17 protein-coding genes are annotated in these 19,535 nt (G+C 36.4%); 13 read left to right on the top strand and 4 right to left on the bottom strand.

The window, feature by feature from the left end; all coding sequences use genetic code 11:
- Position 1: 1 nt before the first annotated feature.
- From ACMUMK_RS11705 to galU, 13 genes are all read left to right on the top strand, one after another.
- On the top strand, positions 2-1,213 hold the full coding sequence (locus ACMUMK_RS11705) for a hypothetical protein (RefSeq protein WP_414701290.1): 1,212 nt from the start codon (positions 2-4) through the stop codon (positions 1,211-1,213).
- Entirely contained in the window at positions 1,210-2,319 is a 1,110-nt protein-coding gene (locus tag ACMUMK_RS11700; RefSeq protein ID WP_414701289.1) for a glycosyltransferase, read from the top strand. The genes ACMUMK_RS11705 and ACMUMK_RS11700 overlap by 4 nt, the downstream gene beginning before the upstream one ends.
- Before the next feature lies 1 nt (position 2,320).
- Positions 2,321-3,262 (top strand): sulfotransferase family protein, encoded by a 942-nt coding sequence (locus tag ACMUMK_RS11695; protein ID WP_414701288.1) that lies wholly within the window; start codon positions 2,321-2,323, stop codon positions 3,260-3,262.
- 76 nt (positions 3,263-3,338) lie between these two features.
- A complete protein-coding gene (locus ACMUMK_RS11690; RefSeq protein ID WP_414701287.1) occupies positions 3,339-4,451 on the top strand; it encodes a glycosyltransferase 61 family protein in 1,113 nt (370 codons plus the stop codon).
- A gap of 94 nt (positions 4,452-4,545) precedes the next feature.
- On the top strand, positions 4,546-5,544 hold the full coding sequence (locus tag ACMUMK_RS11685; protein ID WP_414701286.1) for a polysaccharide pyruvyl transferase family protein: 999 nt from the start codon (positions 4,546-4,548) through the stop codon (positions 5,542-5,544).
- Between the two features lie 23 nt (positions 5,545-5,567).
- Entirely contained in the window at positions 5,568-6,926 is a 1,359-nt protein-coding gene (locus ACMUMK_RS11680; protein WP_414701285.1) for a sulfotransferase, read from the top strand.
- Positions 6,923-8,335 carry a glycosyltransferase gene (locus ACMUMK_RS11675; protein WP_414701284.1) on the top strand — a complete coding sequence of 471 codons (1,413 nt, stop codon included), beginning with the start codon at positions 6,923-6,925 and terminating at the stop codon, positions 8,333-8,335. Before ACMUMK_RS11680 ends, ACMUMK_RS11675 begins: the two co-directional genes overlap by 4 nt.
- Positions 8,332-10,086, top strand: coding sequence for a glycosyltransferase family 2 protein (locus ACMUMK_RS11670; RefSeq protein ID WP_414701283.1), 1,755 nt, complete (start codon positions 8,332-8,334; stop codon positions 10,084-10,086). The genes ACMUMK_RS11675 and ACMUMK_RS11670 overlap by 4 nt, the downstream gene beginning before the upstream one ends.
- On the top strand, positions 10,083-11,216 hold the full coding sequence (locus tag ACMUMK_RS11665; protein ID WP_414701282.1) for a glycosyltransferase family 2 protein: 1,134 nt from the start codon (positions 10,083-10,085) through the stop codon (positions 11,214-11,216). Before ACMUMK_RS11670 ends, ACMUMK_RS11665 begins: the two co-directional genes overlap by 4 nt.
- 80 nt (positions 11,217-11,296) lie before the next feature.
- Positions 11,297-12,184, top strand: a complete 888-nt coding sequence (locus tag ACMUMK_RS11660) for a glycosyltransferase (RefSeq protein ID WP_414701281.1) — start codon at positions 11,297-11,299, stop codon at positions 12,182-12,184.
- Positions 12,181-13,047, top strand: a complete 867-nt coding sequence (locus tag ACMUMK_RS11655; RefSeq protein WP_414701280.1) for a glycosyltransferase family 2 protein — start codon at positions 12,181-12,183, stop codon at positions 13,045-13,047. Before ACMUMK_RS11660 ends, ACMUMK_RS11655 begins: the two co-directional genes overlap by 4 nt.
- An 89-nt stretch (positions 13,048-13,136) precedes the next feature.
- On the top strand, positions 13,137-14,477 hold the full coding sequence (locus ACMUMK_RS11650; protein WP_414701279.1) for a UDP-glucose dehydrogenase family protein: 1,341 nt from the start codon (positions 13,137-13,139) through the stop codon (positions 14,475-14,477).
- A gap of 1 nt (position 14,478) precedes the next feature.
- Complete coding sequence (gene galU, locus ACMUMK_RS11645) at positions 14,479-15,372, top strand: UTP--glucose-1-phosphate uridylyltransferase GalU (RefSeq protein ID WP_414701278.1); 894 nt, start codon at positions 14,479-14,481, stop codon at positions 15,370-15,372.
- 44 nt (positions 15,373-15,416) lie between these two features.
- Here the strand turns inward: galU and ACMUMK_RS11640 are convergent, their stop codons facing one another.
- The 4 genes from ACMUMK_RS11640 to ppnN all read right to left on the bottom strand — a co-directional run bounded on the left by ACMUMK_RS11640 (position 15,417) and on the right by ppnN (position 19,503).
- Positions 15,417-15,722, bottom strand: coding sequence for a ComEA family DNA-binding protein (locus ACMUMK_RS11640; RefSeq protein ID WP_414701277.1), 306 nt, complete (start codon positions 15,720-15,722; stop codon positions 15,417-15,419).
- A gap of 166 nt (positions 15,723-15,888) precedes the next feature.
- Positions 15,889-17,640, bottom strand: coding sequence for an HDOD domain-containing protein (locus tag ACMUMK_RS11635; protein ID WP_414701276.1), 1,752 nt, complete (start codon positions 17,638-17,640; stop codon positions 15,889-15,891).
- Positions 17,641-17,660: 20 nt separating this feature from the next.
- A complete protein-coding gene (locus tag ACMUMK_RS11630) occupies positions 17,661-18,035 on the bottom strand; it encodes a DUF3192 domain-containing protein (protein WP_414701275.1) in 375 nt (124 codons plus the stop codon).
- Between the two features lie 109 nt (positions 18,036-18,144).
- Entirely contained in the window at positions 18,145-19,503 is a 1,359-nt protein-coding gene (ppnN, locus tag ACMUMK_RS11625) for a nucleotide 5'-monophosphate nucleosidase PpnN (RefSeq protein ID WP_414701274.1), read from the bottom strand.
- Positions 19,504-19,535: the final 32 nt, after the last annotated feature.

Genomic DNA, 19,535 nt, shown 5'->3' with positions numbered 1-19,535 from the left:
AGTGATTAATCGCTCAAAGTTGGCAGTGGGATCCACCATATATCAAGCAATAGAAAACAATCAGTATCATATAAGTAGCATTTTAAACTGGGCTATTTCACTGATAATACATAAGCCAACTACGGCAATTGTTTGTGGCGGAACCCAAAGCATGATGGCTACTTTTGCCAGTCAAGCTGGTTTTGATCTAATGTTTTTTGCAGATGAAGCTAAACTAAAACGACATGGGTTTTGGTATTGGGATGAAGCCGTAACCTACGGTTTCGAAAAGTATTTGCTTGGGAATGAAAATACAGAGTACCGTATAACACCCAGAGTTGAGGCTGGTTTTGAACAGTTGTCACATTTGCCAGAAGCCATTTCAAAAGTCACTTTTGATGAACAATATGCTGGAATTAAGCATGTCAGTTGGATTCATATTGCATACATAAATAGTATCGATATTTTGCGAGGCTTAAAAAAGCGTATTAAACATGACCTGCCGATAGTTACGTTAAGTAGCATAGCAATAAGACAATCTTTTAGCGAATATAGAGTGTTTTTTAGTGAATTAGATTACATTCTCTATGACAGTAAACTCGCACCGATTAATGACTCAGATAGCGATTGCCTAACCAGTGCCATGCTAGTGGCAATCCCGCTAGAATCAAACTTTCAAAAGTTACTTTGTACCGCGACTAAGTTTTCTGATCAAATAGTGGATGCTCATAGTTCTGAATATCATGCAGAATTGATAAAGCGCTATTACTCGTCATTATTAACCTATGAAACGAAATCAACAAAGTTGTTAGAATCGTGTTTATTTGCTGATAATCAAAGTATTGACCTGCAAACTTTAATTGCAAAAGGCCTACATCCAATTGAGCGCTCCGGCGAGACATCGTGGCGCTGGACTGGTGCTGCCCGGCAGTCAATTATTCAGTTGCCAATTCCATCGGCTGGATATTATTTTTTTCGAATTCATTTAGGCGACCTTCCTGGGGGGCTAGAATCCAATGTGGCTTCAATATTTATTGATGGTAAGCAAGTCGCATTTGAAAAAGTGTACTCGGGAGCAATTATTGAGTTTGGGGTTACCTTTGCGGTTGAAGGTTTTGAAGAAAATGCGATGCTGTTAATTGAAACAGAAAAAAGAATTACTATTAATGGTAAAACCATGGGACTTGCAGTAGTGCAAATAGAAGTTTTTGTACCCAAGGATGAATTGCTGTGAAACATATTTTAATTGTTTCTCCTATTCCTTCACATCCCCAATATCAAGGGAATAGTGCGCGAATCTACCGATTAACTCGAATGTATCAACTTCTCGGTTATAAAGTTCATTTTGTGTATTTTGGCATGGAAGGCTTGTCTGACGCGCAAGCCAGAACTATGAAAAGTTGTTGGGACTTTTTCTATTTTGTTCAGCCTATAGGGCCCGCGGCGTTACCATCTTATGAAACTTATTTTGATATTGATGATTGGTATGATCAGCGAGTTTCAGATCTGGTTGAAAAACTTTGTACACGTTATGATTTCTCTATTTGTTTAACCAATTATGTGTGGTTTTCTAAAGTGCTAGAAGTGGTGCCAGAAACAACTCACAAAATAATTGATACCCATGATGTTTTTGGTGATCGCCACATTGTTGCCCGTAATGCTGGCCTTGAACCTGCGTGGTTTTATACCACTAAAGAATTAGAAGCCTATGGGTTAAGTAGAGCTGATTTAATCATTGCTATTCAAGATGAAGAGGCGAGTTATTTTGAATCTATTTCAAATATGCCTGTCGAAGTAATGGGATATGTTGTTCCGAAGCAAAATATTTTGCTTCGGCAACAAAGTGCTGCGGAAAAAGTTCGAATTGGATATATTGGCAGTGCAAATCCATTCAATGTTCAATCAATTATTGCACTTCAGGACGAGATTCTCAAAAACAGTGAGTTATTGTCCCGTTTTGAGTTTGTATTAGCTGGAACAGTCTGCAAGTCATTTTCTGATATTAATAAAGTATTTAATATTGTTGGAATGGTAGATGAGTTAGATGATTTTTATAGAGAGATTGATGTCGCAATTAACCCAATGGTAGGTGGTACAGGATTAAAAATTAAGTCTTTAGAAGCCTTGTCCTATGCTAAACCTCTAATTGGAACAAGGGATGCTATGGTTGGCATTGAAGTATTTGATGATATGCAAAAGTTTGATTCTTTAACAGATTTAGTATCAGGTTTAAAGATGCTAGATGACAAACGGTTAGCTCAATTGTCTCACCATTCTGAGAATGCGTTCAGAACCTACAACCATAGGTTTATTGCAAGGTTTAAGGAGTTATTTAGTTAAAGTGTCAGATTTTCAAGCTTATAAAAAAATGCTACGTGAGTGGGCATGTGAACAAGAACCTGTTTTTATTATGGGCCCTGAACGCAGTGGAACAAGTTTATTGTTTCAACAGGTATCAAATCACCCTGCTTTTTGTGATTTTTCTCATGCAACGGTTGAAACCTTTTGTTTTGTCAGGCCTTGGCAACTATTAGATGTTGCAGGGCCAGACAATTATGAAATGAGAGTTTATTTAGGACAGGGCAAGCTAAAAGCTTATCAACAAACTATTGTCCCTCTTATTGAAAGAAATAAAATGCTTACAAAGCAAGGAATGCCGCTAAGCTACTTGAATAAAAATAAACGAAAGGAAATTTGGTTTGAACGCAGGTATAAACATGTTTTAAGAGCGTTTTTCTACCATTCCTGGACGAATCTTGGTGAAAAAAGACTAGTGGAAAAAACACCCGCTCACATTCGGTGTGCAACCGAAATTTTTGAAACTTTTCCAAAGGCAAAACTATTAGTATGTACGCGTGACCCATCAGAAATTATAGCGTCACATAAGAAACGCTATAAAAAGGAAGTTGAGTTAGGGAAAGCTGCAGACGACCCTAGTATTGCTTGGTTATCACACTCCACCGAAGAATACTTAAGATATTTTTTGAGTATAGATAAATCTATTCAATCTTTAAAGTCTAATCATGCGGATAACGTTAAGGTAGTGCCGTATGGATTATTAACTAACGCTCCTGAAGAAACAGTTCAAAACGTTTACTCTTTTATTGGTGCTGAACAGTTCGCTTTGTCAAATGTTGATAAAAAGCGTAACGAGCAAGCATGGGATCCATTGCTTAACCGCGCACCGCAAAAAAACAATATAGTTATAGAAAGGTTTTTAAATAAAAGTGAAATTGAACTCGTTGATAAATATAAGAGGGGGTATTCTGATTTCTGGTATTAAATATATTAATATCTTCTATTTATTACATAGAGTGAAATAACATTTATAAAATTTTACCGGAGGAAGATTAGATTAAATGCTGAAAACATATCGTAATATCCCAGTTCTACCTATTCAAGAAGTACTTGGTACTCCACAAGGTAGATCTGAGCATAAGCTGGGGCCAATATATCCTGATTGGACTGGAGCTAACAAAGTTAGATTTCATCGAAATGGCCGTCCGCACGATACTAGACCTGATTTAAAAGTTAATGAAAATCTTACCTATTTAAAAGGTACTTATGCTTGGGGAGGACCAATAGTTGACCATTTTGGTCATCAAATCGCCGACTTTTCTACACGTTTGGCTATGTATAAAGGAATGAATTGTCACTATTTATTTTCGGTCGGTAAATTAAATGGATTTAATATCAAAAATTTACCTAAATTTGTTGTTCAGATTCTCGAATGGTTCCATGTACCGTTAGATAAAATAATTTTTGTAGATAAACCTGTTTTGGTCGACAAGTTGATTGTTGCTCCTCAACAAGAGCAGTTATCTCAAATTGCGCCTAATAATAAGTATTTAAATATTTTAGGTGAGTTAAGTAAAGTTAACGGATTAAACCACAGTGGATCAGCGCCACTAGTCTATGTTACTAGAAGTGGTCAATCGAAAGGAATCCTAGCAGGTGAAAAGTATTTAGAATCTATATTTCGTGATGAAGGTTATAAGATAGTAAGACCAGAGAACCTGCCACTTAAGGAACAACTGGATATATATATTAATGCTGAGCAGTTAATATTTTCCGAGGGTTCAGCTATGTATGGCATACAGTTGCTAGGTAAATTAAATTGTGATGTCCATGTGCTTCAACGCCGACCTAACCGCACAATTGGGAAGGCAGGGATTGGGAGTCGTACGAAAAGCTTAAACTATCATCCTATTGGAAAACTCGTAGCGGGCCTTAATAAAAAAGGAAGACCATTAGCCGATGCTGGGATAACTATAATTACCATTTTGGAAGTGAAGAAACTTCTGAATTTCTTAAATATTGATAGCTCGAAAGTGGATGAAGTGAGTTTGCATGAAGCAATTATGCTAGACGTTAAAAAATTTATGGATGATGAAAAGCTCCATCATAGAGCAAGTGTTGAAGGACATATTTCAACTATTGAAAAGCAATTGGAAAAACTAGGTCTAATCTAAGTAAGTCAAGCGAGTTTAAAGTAGCTTGAAATTACTACTTTTTGTTACCTCGATTGCGTTTGATAGTAATGTTTATAAAGTGGTGAAATAAAATATGAAATTAGGAATACTTGGCTATTTTGGCTTTGGCAATTATGGCGATGAGTTGTTTTTAGATATTTGGGAAGACATATTTTCGAATGAAACATTAGTTGGTTTCGAAGAGGTTACCGGTCTAACCAAATGTATGCATTCCAATGAAGAAGAGAGAGCTACATTTTCAAACAGTGTTGATGCTATTCTGATAGGCGGTGGCGATTTGATTCGACCAACAGGAAAAATAAACTATTGGTACCAAGAGCTGCTAGCCAAACCTGTATTTCTTTATGGAATTGGTGTTGCTACATGGTTAGGTAAAGACCCTAAAGTAGTTGAGCAAATAAAAGCATTCTTAGTACATGATAATTGTATTAGTGTAGGTTTAAGAGATATTGAGAGCTATCGTTGGATGCTATCAAATGTGCCTGAAATAAAAGAAAAACTTTATGTTACTCCAGATATCGTTTTTTCTATGCAAGAATCTCAAGCTCAAAATTTCGAGCGCAAGACTGTTGGTATAATTACCCGTCATCAGAAGAAGTATGAACAAGGCAGAATTGATCAAATGCGACTTATTAAAGACATTTATCAAGAATGCGGGTTTGATGTTGTTGAAATTCTTGCTTCTACGGGCCCTGAAAAAGAGTGGGACTTAGAGGGATCTAAAAATTGGAATATTGGTTGTCCAACTCTTACTTTTGATACAGATCAAGAAGTCACTGATGCTATTAAATCTTGTGACGTAATATATAGTATGAAATTTCACGGATGTGTTGTTGGCTTGTATCATCACGTTCCAACCATCTCACTTCTAAAAACAGATAAATTTGTTAATTTATATAAGTTTTTAAGGTTGGAAAACTGGTTGATAGGTGGAAAGGCAGATAAAGTTAAATTGGAAGATATTACCAACTCTAGAGTTCAATTGTGGAATAACATCGATACTGTCAAAGAGTATTCTAAAGTAGGTTTAATGAAGCTTAAGTTAGATATTTCGTCACATATTGGTGAATAAACGATCATTTAGGTTAAATTGAATTGCAAATTTACATTCACATAGGTCCCCCGAAAACGGGGACTTCTGCCATTCAAAAATGGCTTTCGAATAATACCGATTTTCTAAAACAAAACGATATTTTCTATCCGCAACATGAAACGGATGAAAATGGTGTCAGCTCTGGTAATGTATTAAACATATTTGAGCGAACTGTTGATAAGAAATTACTGTTATTAACCCAAAAGGTTGAAAAGGTTTTAACTGATTGTAAAGCCGCAGGTTGTACAATTTTATTGTTGTCGTCTGAGTTTTTTTTCTTCCAAATAACTGAATTATTATCTGTATTTCCAAACGCTCAATTTATTACTTATATTCGTTTTCCTCTTGATGTAATTGAGTCTTCATACAATCAAAGTGTTAAACGACATTCTGAAGTTAGGGCATTAGGAATTGCAGAAGAACCTCAGGCCTATCATTTGCGTCAATTAGAATTGATGTTAGATAAATACACGCAAGCTCCTTTTATTATTCGGTTTTACTCGAATGAAGTTTTTTACAAAGGAGATATTGTCTGTGACTTTTTATCTATTTTCGACGTTGAGTCTGAACCCACTCAACAAATTGTAAATCCCTCATATAATTTTGAATCCCTTGAAGTGAAAAGATGGTTGAATCAATTTTTAATGCCAGAGTATCAGGATAGAGTAGATGGTTTTCTGCAATCTTTGAGTAGTGAAACCAATTTATATTCACTAGTTCAACCAAAAAAATATGCCTATTTCAAGACGTTCTTTATTGATAAGTTGCAGATGTTTTTCGACAAGTACTCTGTTGATAACAGTTCAAAATACTTAGAACAAATCAAAGCTAAACAACAAAAATCTTTTAAACCTCAAAATTTGAATATCGATGATTTTCGGTCTGTAATGCATAAAATGGCATCCTACGATTCAGGATTGGTATATGGTTTAGCTCAACTTGCGAAGTCCCGCTCTAGTTTAATTGTTAAAAGGACTGAGTTTATTGACGTGTTGAAGTCTTCAATTCCTAAGAAGTTTTTGTACCGCACTGCTTTGAGGGAGCGTTATTTCGCGTTTAAATACTATATTAAGAAATTTTATTTGTTTAAAACCAGAAGAGTTCCTAACGACATTAATATTCCCGTAACCGATAGTATGCGGATTCGTCACGCATTATCGATAAATAATGAAGTGTCTGATGCTGAAATTTTCCGTGAGTTAGCACTCTATTGTGAGCAAAACGGGGAAATACAATTTGCCTATAGATTAATGAAAGAAGCAAATAGTTTAAGGCCAGGGGGACCGGTTATTTCAGCAAAACTCGCTGAATATCAAGAGCATCTAAATTTGCGGCCTGAACCAGAGTTTAAGAAGAAATGAACCTTATCCAAGATGCATTGCCTTGGACAATCAAACATCTTTCACAATTTGATCGCAAAGATTTGTTAATGCTTTTTGAAGTTGACCAAAGTGTTAAACAAGATCAAATCATCCCCATCACTCACCTGATGGTACTTATTTATGCAAAGTCACGTTTAACAAAATCGCTAAATACATATCAACAGCGTTTTAATTTAGTTGATTGGTATCTATCAATTGGAAAAACCTCTTTTGCTATTGATCGGTTAGTTGAATTATTGCATGCAAATTTACAGTCTAATTTAAATTTAGAGGTATCTAATAAAGAGCCGGGTATAAATATAATTGGTTATGCTCGTTCGCTCACTGGTTTAGGTGAAGATGTTAGAAATATAACAAGTGTTGTTGAAAAGTTAGATATTCCTTTTTGTTCTCTTTGTCTTCGGCATAATTCCGACTCAATTTTGCACTTATTAGTTCCTAATGAAGTTTACTTTCCAAAGTTTGCTACTTCTATTTTTTGTATGAACATTATTGAGTATCAAAAATTTGTGAATCAATACGATAGTATGGATGCATTTGGGCATATTATCCTGCAGGCACCATGGGAGTTACCACATTTGCCTAAGGAGTTTATAGATAACGTAAGCGGTGTTAATGAGTTTTGGGCCATATCTAGTTTTGTTAAAAAGGCATTAGTAGAGGCTGGGTTAGGTTGTATTCATCATGTTCACCCAGCAGTTAATTGTGACACTATTGAAAGTAATGCTGAACCTATTGGTCAAAATGGTCCGTTTACATTTCTATATATTTTTGATGCTGGTTCGTATTTATCTAGAAAGAATCCGATAGGCTTAATTGAGGCATTTCAAAATGCTTTCTATAACAATGAGTATGTGCAGTTAGTTTTGAAGGTTAGCAATGAAAGCAATAGTGATCATTATTTGCGTCTAAAGTCAGCCTGTGATGCTGATAATCGAATTAAACTAATTAACTGTCAGTTTGATAAATCACAATTATCTAATCTGTATGCTAGCGCTGATTGTTACATTTCACTGCATCGCTCTGAAGGGTTTGGTCGCACCATTGCCGAAGCTGCCTTGCATAAATTGCCAATTATCGCGACCTCATGGTCTGGTAGTGAAGATATTTTACCGGACGATTCGGAATTATTAGTTTCATATAAGCTAATACCGTTAGCCGAAACAGATTATCCTTATTCTCAAGATCAGTTTTGGGCTGAACCCAATTTAAACCACGCTTCTGAACTAATGTTGAAGGTGTTTAAAATGAGTGACGGCGAAAGACGTAATCTGGGTGATGAAAACTACAATTTCGTATCGTCCCATTTCTCATGTGAACATGCGGAACAGCAAATTTTTTCACTGTTAAGTTCTAAGTTTTCTTCAATAAAGGTAATTGATAATTGAAACTAAGTCTTATTTTAAAAAAATACTTAATGTTATTGATTAAATTAGTAGTTGGTTTATTTCCTAAGAAATTTAGATCTTGGTTTAAGAAATTTCCAGTACTAACTTCTCTCTATAGCAGAAGCCTGCAGAAATCTGGATTGTTTTACGGCTTTCCATCCCGTAAAAAGCTCGATGCCTTATACGCAAAAAATAGATTACAACAAAACAAATTAATTGCTGGGTATAAATCGATTCAGAGATGCAAACTTAATCTCGTTGTTGTTGTACCTAAAAATAGACAAAACCAATTAATCGTTACAATAAAGAGTCTTGTTAATATAGTTGATACTGATTTAAGTGTGTTTATTTTGTGTGATGAACGCAATTTTACTGAGTGTCAAAGTATCGTCAGTAAATACGCATCGTCTTTCTCTGAGGTGAAATTTCAATCAACTCTATCTTCATTTTCGATTGATTCTGCATTCTTTATTTATTCGGGTGACGCTTTACATCCATTAATTAGCTTCGTTATTTTTAACTATTTTGAACTACGTGATGCAATTTTGTATGTGGATACTGATTTTTTTGAAAAACAAAAACACACTCAGCCTCGTTTGTTGCCAGATTGGAACCCAGCCCTTCAATTGTCTACAGCCTATGTAAATACTGGAGTTTGGATACCTGAAGTTAGTTTGTTTGTAGATGCTGGTTTTTCTTTAGACGCTGAAAGCATTGCTATTCAGTTTGCAAAATTTGCGATAATGAATAAAAAGGACATTCTCCACATCCCTTTGGTGCTGGTGCACAGAATTCAAACTGAATCTATTAATCTGAATAAATACAGTGCAATTTTGGCTAACTTATTAGATGGCGATGCCAACGTGAAATTTGATAAATCTAACGACGTTATTTCTATACAATGGCCAACAATTTCTGAGCCCCTCGTAAGTCTTATCATTCCCACTAAAAATGGTAAAGAGCTAGTAAAAGCATGTATTGAGTCGATTCTTAATAAAACGACTTATCCCAATTATGAAATTCTGTTGATTGACAATAATTCTGATGAACCGGAAAGTCTTAGTTATTTTGCCGAGATCAATCAACACCCTAAAATTCGTTTATTAGAGTATCCTCACCCGTTTAATTATTCTTCCATAAATAACTTTGCTGTGAGTCATGCGAAGGGATCAATTATTGGTTTAGTTAATAACGATATCGAGGTGATATCAGAAAATTGGCTTTCGTCAATGGTAGGTTGGGTATTAAAGGATGACGTTGGATGTGTTGGTGCAAAATTACTTTATGCTGATGGAAGGGTACAACATGCAGGCGTCGTTCTTGGTTATGGCGGCGGTGCTGGTCACGCCCATAAATATTTTCCGAGATATCATCCTGGATATTTAAATCGTCTTGCGGCAACAGGGAATTTTAGCGCTGTAACTGCTGCGTGTTTATTAGTGAAAAAAGATGACTTTGACACAGTTGGTGGTTTAGACGAAATACTTCAAGTGGCTTTTAATGATGTGGATTTTTGTTTGAAAGTGTTATCGCTTGGAAAAAGGAATATATATTGCGCTGAAGCTGAACTATTTCATCATGAGTCAATTAGCCGTGGATTTGATGATACTCCTGAAAAACAGGCCCGTTTTAGCCGTGAACTAACATATTTACAAACTACTTGGGCTAATTATATTCAACATGATCCCTGTTATAACCCCAATTTAACCTTGTCTCGGGAAAACTTTGCAATTAGAGAGTATAAAGTTTGAAGCTATTTTCTAAGCAATTACAAGTATCCAAACTTACTAATATCATGACTGGTACTGCGGATAGACTAGGTGTTTGGTATGCGAAAACTAGAAACGCGAAGAAGCTAGGCTCGCCTAAAGTTAAATTAGTTGCAATTGCCAAAGATGAATCTGCTTATCTTACAGACTGGATATTCCATCATTTACATTTTGGTTTTGATGAGTTAGTTATTTACATTAATAACACGACAGATAACTCCTCTGAAATTGTAAGCAACTTAAAGGATCTATCCGGCATTAAATTTAAAAATGGTGACCCATACTTTTTAAACTCCAAACGTTCTCCACAAATGGCTATTTATCAGAACGAACTCAGTAGGTCTCGCTGGCAAGGTTATTCCCATGTTATGTTTTTAGATATTGATGAGTTTTATACGCCTTTGGATTTTAGGTTGAGTATTAAAGATTTCATTGGTGGTATGTGGGCTGAAGTTTGTTGTTTAGAGTGGATTCATAAAATGGATGAGCGCATGCCGTTTCTTGAGCCATTTCAAGAGCGTATTATCGGAAGGCGAGCACAGCAAGTAAAGTCGATCGTAGCAACAACTGTTTTACCTTCCAATGCTAATCCTCATAATATGTTATCTGCAAAAAGTTGTTATCAGCTGGCGGATGGAACCGCGTTTCAAGTTTGTTTAGAAAATTTTTCGAGAGTGCCACTCGGAGAGTTAAAAAAAGATATTAAACAAGCTTTTGTGTTACACAGAATGGTTCGCAGTGAAATAGAGTATGTTGCTGCTTTAAAGCGCGGAAGACCGATGACAGAGGCTAAACAAGGATCAATGTTTAAAAATAATCGAAGCGGTACTTTTGATAATTTAAAAAACCTGAGCATAGAATTCCCTTCGAGTTCAGTTAAGCATTATTTATCTCAAAAAAAGCTTTTCATTAATAAATACAATCTTAATGAGCAGATCGAAAAAGGTAAAAGGTTGGTTTTGGAAAGGTACAGCAATGTTTTACACATGATAAGGGTTGCTCCCCAATCAGAATACGCTACCCTTCAAAAAGTTCTTAAAAATGTCGAGTTGAAAGATGTAGAAGAAGCATATAAGGAGTATTTAAAACATAACTCTAGTGGAAAGTTATAATTTGAATATCTGCTCAAATTATCTGATATACTCTCACGCTTTTTTTGCGGTTAATTTTTCAGTTTAGGTAGTGACATCGTTTGACTCGTTCTTATTCATTATTAAGCCAAATTGAGCATAAACATGTATCGACGACTCTAGTGGGTATGGCCGTTTATTCTGGTGACCGAGTTGATTGGGTATCTCAGGCTGTTGAAAGCGTTTTACTTCAAAATGTTGATTTCACTTTAGTTGTTGTTTTGGATGGTCCTGTTAGTAGTGCCGTCTGTAAATACATGATTGAACTTGAAGCAGAAAATTCGAATTTAATTTTAATTGAACTAAAGATAAACTCAGGTTTAAGTTGTTGCATGAATTTGATAGTCGATTTGTTTGTTAAAAAGACTACTAAGTATTTTTTGAGAATGGATGCTGATGACATTTCTACTAAAGATAGAATTCAAAAACAAATACAATTTTTAGATACTCATCCCCAAATTTCAGTGTTAGGAACATCTCTTATTGAAATTAATGAGTATGGAAAAACCGTTGGAAAAAGAAAGCTACCTACTTTGCACCATGAAATTATTCGTATTTTACCTAAACGTTGTGCAATAAATCATCCAACAGTGGCGATTCGCTCAAATGTGTTTTTAGAGGGGTATCGTTATGATGGGGACCTTCAAAACACCCAAGATTATTTTTTGTGGATAGAACTTTGTGCTGCAGGTTACAAGTTTGCAAACCTTTCAGAGCCTTTACTGCAATTTAGGCGAGTAAACGATTTTTATAAACGTAGAGGGTTAAGTAAGTCTTTAAATGAATTTAAAGCTCGGTTCTATACAATGAAGGTATTAAAACGATACAGTCTTGGTAATATCTTTTATGCTTGTGCCGTGCTCTTTTTGAGGTTAATGCCTTCGAAAGTTGTTAAGCTGGCATATAAGGTAGATAGATATTTTTTAAATAAGTCGGTAAATAACGAGTGATTGGCGCAACAATAATTTTATATAAACCTGAATTAGATATGGCTGAAGCCTTACTCAAGGCGACTATGGAGCAAGTTGATGTAGTCAGTATTATTGACAATTCTCCGGCCCCTTCCGATATTTCATTTGATAAAAACGCATGTCATTATCACCATTTTCCAAACAACATTGGAGTTGCCGCCGCTCATAATATTGGTCTTAAAGATCTCAAGTCTGCTGGTTGCGAATATGGGTTATTGCTTGATCAAGACAGCCGCTTTGATGACGATTTTGCATTTAGATTATCTAGCCTTATGGTGGCATCTAAAATTCAAAAACGTCCATTGGTAGCAATTGGTCCACGTATAATCTGTTCGTTTTCCGAAAAAACAATTAAACCAAGAGTGCAGCGCGAGGTTGCCGTTTACGATGACTTGGTCTGTGTTACTCAAATAATATCGTCGGGTATGATGATTGATTTATCGCAGCTAGACAAAATTGGGTTTAAAGATGAATCTTTGTACATAGATGGCGTGGATCATGAATGGTGTTGGCGAGCTAAAGAGCATAACTTGTTAGTGGCAATTGCTGAAAAAGTTGAAATGGTACATCGTTTAGGAGACTCAAGAAGTAAGTTTGCAGGCATTACTTATAAAGTAGGCTCACCAGTTAGGTTATATTATCAATTTCGTAATATTTTCATACTCTCACGAAGAGGGTATGTGCCTTGGTACTGGAAGCTGAGAAATTTAGGGGTATTACCAATTCGTTTTTTTGCAAATGCTATTTTACAACAAAATAGAACGCAGCGTGTCAAATTTATGATTTGCGGTCTCTGGGACGGTATTTGTAAACGCCAAGGGGCTTTTTCTGATAACTGGTAAAATAGTAGTTCAAGAGACTAAAATTAAGATTTTAATAAAATTGTAGTAAATTTAAATTATAAATATTGGTAACTGTTTAGGGAATAAATATGAAAGTAACAGTGTTTGGTATTGGATACGTAGGTTTAGTGCAGGCTGCAGTGATGGCGGAAGTCGGTCATGATGTGATTTGTATCGATGTAGACCAAGATAAGGTAGATAAACTAAAAGAAGGACAAATACCCATCTATGAACCAGGGTTAACGCCTCTGGTTACTAGTAATTATGAGGCTGGCCGTGTTGATTTTACCACTGATGCGGCTAAAGGTATTGAGCATGGAGAGGTTATCTTTATTGCAGTAGGGACGCCTCCTGATGAAGATGGTTCCGCGGATCTCAAATATGTACTTGCGGTAGCAGAAACAATTGCTTCGCATATGGACTCCCACAAGATAGTAATTAACAAGTCAACAGTGCCTGTTGGTACTGCGGATAAAGTCAGTGCTAAAATTTCTGAAACATTAGCAAAACTCTCTAAATCAGTAACTTATGATGTCGTATCAAACCCAGAGTTCTTAAAAGAAGGGGCTGCAGTAAACGACTGTATGCGTCCTGACCGAATTATTTTAGGTACTGATAGCGAGCTCGCTGAGAAGAAACTCAGAGAGCTATATTCACCCTTTAATCGTAATCACGATAAAATTATTGTGATGGATATTAGAAGTGCTGAGCTGACTAAATATGCAGCTAACTGTATGCTGGCTACTAAGATTAGCTTTATGAACGAAATGTCTAATCTAGCTGAGGTGTTTGGGGCTGATATTGAGAATGTGAGACGTGGTATTGGCTCTGATCCTAGAATTGGTTATCAATTTATTTATCCTGGCTGTGGTTACGGTGGCTCTTGTTTCCCCAAAGATGTGCAGGCGCTCGCTAGGAGTGCAACAAGTGCTGGTTATAAGGCAAGAGTGTTAGAAGCTGTTGAAGAAGTGAATTACGCTCAAAAAGAAAAGTTATTTGAATATATTTCTCGTCACTTCTCTGGGGACTTGAAAGGCAAAACTGTTGCTTTGTGGGGATTGTCATTTAAGCCAAATACAGATGATATGCGTGAGGCCTCTAGCCGTGTCCTGATGGAGCGTTTATGGGATGCTGGGGCTAGTGTAAAGGCTTACGACCCTGAAGCTATGGAAGAGACACAGCGTATCTATGGAAGTCGTTCCGACTTGGAGTTAATGGGTACCAAAGAAGCAGCATTAGAAGGCGCTGACTTTTTAGTTATCTGTACGGAGTGGCAAGTATTTAAAGCCCCAGACTTTGATTTACTTAAAGAAAAATTATCTCTGCCGTTGTTGTTTGACGGACGAAATCTATTCGAACCAGCTCGAATGATGGAATATGGTTTGCATTATTATGCAATTGGTCGTGGTTTATCAGTAAAGGAACAATAAAATGAGTCAAGTAAAAAAAGCAGTAATTCCAGTAGCTGGGTTAGGTACTAGAATGTTACCGGCTACTAAGGCTATTCCAAAGGAAATGCTACCTGTAGTCGACAAACCTCTTATCCAGTACGTGGTATCTGAATGTGTAGCTGCTGGGATAAAAGAAATTATCTTAGTTACTCATGCAAGTAAAAACAGCATTGAAAATCACTTTGATACAAGTTTTGAGCTTGAAGCAACCTTAGAAAAGCGGGTTAAGCGTCAGCTTTTAGAGGCAGTTCAAGCAATCTGTCCAAAAGATGTAACTATCATGCACGTGCGTCAAGGTGTTGCTAAAGGGTTAGGACATGCCGTTTTGTGTGCGAGACCTATGGTTGGAGATGCGCCATTTGCAGTCGTGCTTCCTGACGTAATTATTGATGAATACACAAGCAATCTTCAAAAAGATAATTTGGCAGACATGGTCGCTAAATTTAATACTAATCGTGTTAGTCAGATCATGGTTGAGCAAGTTCCTCAAGAAGACGTGAGCAAATATGGTGTTGTAGATTTAGAAGGTCTTGAATTGTCTCAAGGGGAATCTGGAAAAATTTATGACATGGTTGAAAAGCCAGAATTAGAAGATGCTCCGTCTGATTTAGCGGTAGTGGGACGCTATGTCTTATCTGGAAAAATTTGGGGCTTGCTTGAATTGACGCCTCCAGGTGCAGGTGATGAAGTTCAATTGACTGATGCTATTTCTGCTTTGATGGAAACTGAGCAGGTTGATGCTTATTACATGAAAGGCAAAAGTCATGATTGTGGTAGTAAACTTGGTTACATGACCGCGAACGTTGAATACGCATTACGCCATTCTGAATTAGGTGCAGACTTTAAAGAGTTTTTAACTACTCTTGAGTTTTAATGAAATGCCGCTCATTCAGTTTGAATGAGCGGCATTCTAGTTTGCTACTTAAGTGTTACTTTGTCTTGTAGCTTTTGGAGCATCTTCTCTCCAATACCCTTCACATTTGCTACTTCTTCTAACGATTCAAACTTTCCATGCTTAGTTCGATACTCAATTATTGCACTTGCCTTTTTAGTACCAATTCCTGGTAGTAATATAAGTTCTTCTAATTGCGCAGTATTTATATTTACTTTCATTGTTTGCAGTTGTGCTACTTCATTTTTTGCGGGGGCTGCATAAGCTAAATGGGGTAAATAGAAAAAGCTTGAGATGCATAGTAGGAAAGCTACTGTGTACTTATTCATCATTAAAATCCTTATTGTTGATTAAATATGTGATGTGTTTACATCGATTTAACCATAGTAGAGGCTTTTAAAATGGTAAAGTTTTTGATTTCGTTATTAGTGTATATCTGGAGTGCCTAGGTTTTTTCTATTGCATAGTGAGCGCTAAAAGTATCTTATGATTCTATTGCTAAGTTAGTTTGGCTCTTAATTGAGTAGTGATTTCAGAGGAAGTGATTACTCTGTCTTTGATTTGTTGTATGTCTTGATTTGATATCTTCAATATAGAGTGGGATTTGTCTCGAAACTTAACTGTGGCTATATCGTCACAGAAGTCTGAAAAGTAAATCTCTCGTGCGATAACTAAGCTTAACCCTAACAAGTAACCTAATTTTTCAGGCTCCGAGCTTACAATAGGAATATTACCTAGCTTCTCTAAACTACTTAATGACTGGCGAGAAAGTTGCCAAGACTTTGCGAGTAGTAAAGCATCTTTATGTAATGTTTGACTTTCACTATTGTTTATTAAGCTATCTAGCTTAAATGCTTTTTCCTTTGAAAGCTTCCATTCTGTTAGCAGCCTAAAAGATGGCATGCTAAATAGTCTTGACAGCGCAAAATAGCAGAGTGACTTTGCCATTTCAGAAGTACTTATTTTTGCTAAAAAAGCTAATTCTCCTGCGATATTTGCCATTAATTGACTAAAACTTAAGAAGCTTTTTTGCAGGGGAAAGTATTCTTGGTTTAAGCGGGCAATGAGTGAGTATTGCTGTAATAGGTAGCCACTATTTTCTAAACCTAACATGGCAAGCCCATGTTTAATGGTGTGTATTTTTTGCTTTTGTCTATTACTAGATCCTGCAGTCCGCAATATATGCTCTGAATAAAATGGATCGCTTGCTATGGCTTTTTCTATTACCAATTGATTTATGTTTGTCTGTTTTAGTTGATCTTGAAGAATTAACAATGATGCTGGAGCTCGCTGAATCGGTAGTACTTTTGGAAAGGCTTCAATGTGCTTTTCGTGTTTCTGTATTTTTTTCCAATCGTCAAACCTATCATCCCACCACTCATTTACTTTATCTAAGTTTGCAATAGCTTGGGCTGGGAAAGGGTGAAGCGTATCAGTTGTTAAAATTTTTATTATTGAGTTTAGGTTTACGGGATTGTGATTGGGGCCAGGTTTTACAAGGCGAGTGACTAATGATGAATCTGTAAGTGCAATAACCAAGCACACATCGCCATTTTTTCGTTTGATGTAAGAGCCTGGTGGTAAAAGCCCTGGATAAAACATCAATGGAGTGAGGGTATCGTACCAAGACATGGGTAAACTTGATGCTAAGTATTTAAGTGCAGATGCAAAGGTGCAATGTTTAAATCGTGTATTTGGCGTAATTAAAATCGCTATTCGATTAGCTAAGTATGTAACTTTAATTATGGGACTTTCAAGGGTAAATATTGTTGAGCTAGGCTTATGTATAAGTGTTGATAATTTTAAGGCGCTTATCCAAGGAGTTAAATTAAACTTTTGCAATAGAGTTAAAAAAGAAGAGTGCTTTTCTTTAAGCTTAACTTTAGCTGCTTTTGGTAAAGGCTTAGGTGTGTGGTAAATACTATTTGATAAAGTTTGATCTAAGGCATACATACTTAACGAAGCGCACATTAGTTGTATAGTAAGACTAGGGTCAAACATATTTCTAACCCCTAATAAACCTGTGTAAACACAGGCATTAAATGTGACGTTAACTAAATAAGGTAGTTGCTTTTTATAAAGCTTTGGCTGAGCAAATATTTTGTCTGGTTTTTCTTGGGCTAACCTAAATAGACTAGTGCAATATATATGGGTTGCTTTAACTATGTCTTTATCAAGTTTCTGATTTTTGTATAAATTGAGAAGCTTTGTTAGCCCAATATACTGTTCTTTAATGTCGCTATTAGGCATAACAGTATTGAGATGCCTAATTAACCGTCAATAAATGACTGATAGGCGCTTTCACCCCAAGCAATTAATTCATTATTAACAAATAGGAGTGGTGTACATTCATCTTGAGTCGTGACGCCGTCAGCTTGCATATGTTGGGTTCTGTAAAACATAACTTGAAGCTCTTTATCGTTATTTCTTTTGGCCTCGGTGATATCAGGGCTCCCAAGAAGATCTAAAATATTCTGTTTTTGTAACCCAAGCTCCAGTTTTGAAATTTGGATTTTGTTATATTCTTCTCGGTCTTCCCAACCCATATTCTCAGGTTTATCGGGGTAAAGGTTTATTACAGCGACGACAAAAATGCCATATAGAAATACACCCATTACGATTCTATTTACGATTTTTTTATTCATATGTTTCTTTCTAATTTTTATATCAACAGAATAATACAAATATTTCCGTTATATTTGCATAGAGTTAAACTTAGATTTTAGTTAATTTAGCCGACTATTCATACTAACTTTATGTATTTACTTCGTAACATGGAATGTATTTTGAGCCTGGAAGCTTCATACGCTGTTGCTCTACAAATGACGTCAATAACTCATCCATCATGACCATTAACTCAGTATCTCCATTAAGCTTAAAAGGTCCATGGTCTTTTATTAGCTGTATTCCCTCTGATTTGACATTTCCAGCAACAATCCCAGAAAATACCTTCCTTAAGGCAGCGGCTAAATCAGCTTTTGGCTGTTTAAAGTAAAGATTTAAAGTTGACATGCTGGCGTGATCAGGAACAAAGGGAAGTTGGAAATCAGATGATATTTTTAAGGACCAATTAAAGTCATAAGAGTCACCAGTAGTCTTTCTATATTCCCTAACGTTGCTTTGGCTTTGTTTTATCATATAGGCAACTTTTGCTGCATCCCCTACAACTATTGTGTATAAACTTTGAGCCTCACTACCAAGAGTTTTCCCTATAAAGTGGTCTATGGCCTCAAAGTATGATTTGCTTTGCTCTGGTCCAGTTAAAATGATGGGCAGCACTTGTTCTGAATTTTGAGGATTGAGCATGACGCCAATGATGTAAAGTAGCTCTTCTGCTGTGCCAGCTCCTCCTGGAAAAATAACAATCGCGTGGGAAAGCCGTAAAAACGCTTCGAGGCGCTTTTCGATATCAGGCATGATGACAAGCTCATTAACTATCGCATTAGGTGGCTCTGCAGCGATTATGCCAGGCTCCGTTAGTCCTAAATATCGGCCGTTTTTATATCTTTGCTTGGCATGGGCTATGGTTGCACCTTTCATTGGGCCCTTCATTGCTCCTGGTCCGCAACCGGTACAGATATTTAATTCCCTTAGCCCTAATTGATAGCCTACTTCTTTAGTGTATTGATACTCTGTGCTACCTATTGAGTGTCCTCCCCAGCATACAACTAGGTTCAATTCACCAGAACTCTTAATTGCCTGTGCATGGCGTAGCATGTCAAATACGCTATGTGTGATGTAGCTTGATTCAAGGTTTTCAGTAAAGGATTTAGCAGAATATTTGGTGCCCATATGCAATAAATCTCTAAGCACAGAGAAAATATGTTCATGGACACCTTTAATTAGCTTTCCATCTACAAAAGCATGGGCAGGAGGGTTAACCAACTCCACTTTAACGCCTCGCTCGCGAATAATTAGGTTAACAGCAAAGTCTGGATGAGGTGAGAATATATCATCACTGTTGTCAATTTCTGCTCCGCTATATAAAACAGCTAAACAACAGTCACGAAAAAGTTGATAAAGCTCACTGTCTGCAGACTGGCTTAGCATATCTACTTCTAGTTGGGATAGCTGACTCATTGCTCCTACAGGATTTAATTGAATGCTTTTCATACTCACCTTATATTTCGGTTGTTGCGGGCGTT

The organism is Paraglaciecola sp. 2405UD69-4 (assembly GCF_047525415.1).
GTDB lineage: Bacteria > Pseudomonadota > Gammaproteobacteria > Enterobacterales > Alteromonadaceae > Paraglaciecola.
Note: the sequence above shows the minus strand (reverse complement) of the source record. Positions and strands in the feature narration are given on the sequence as shown.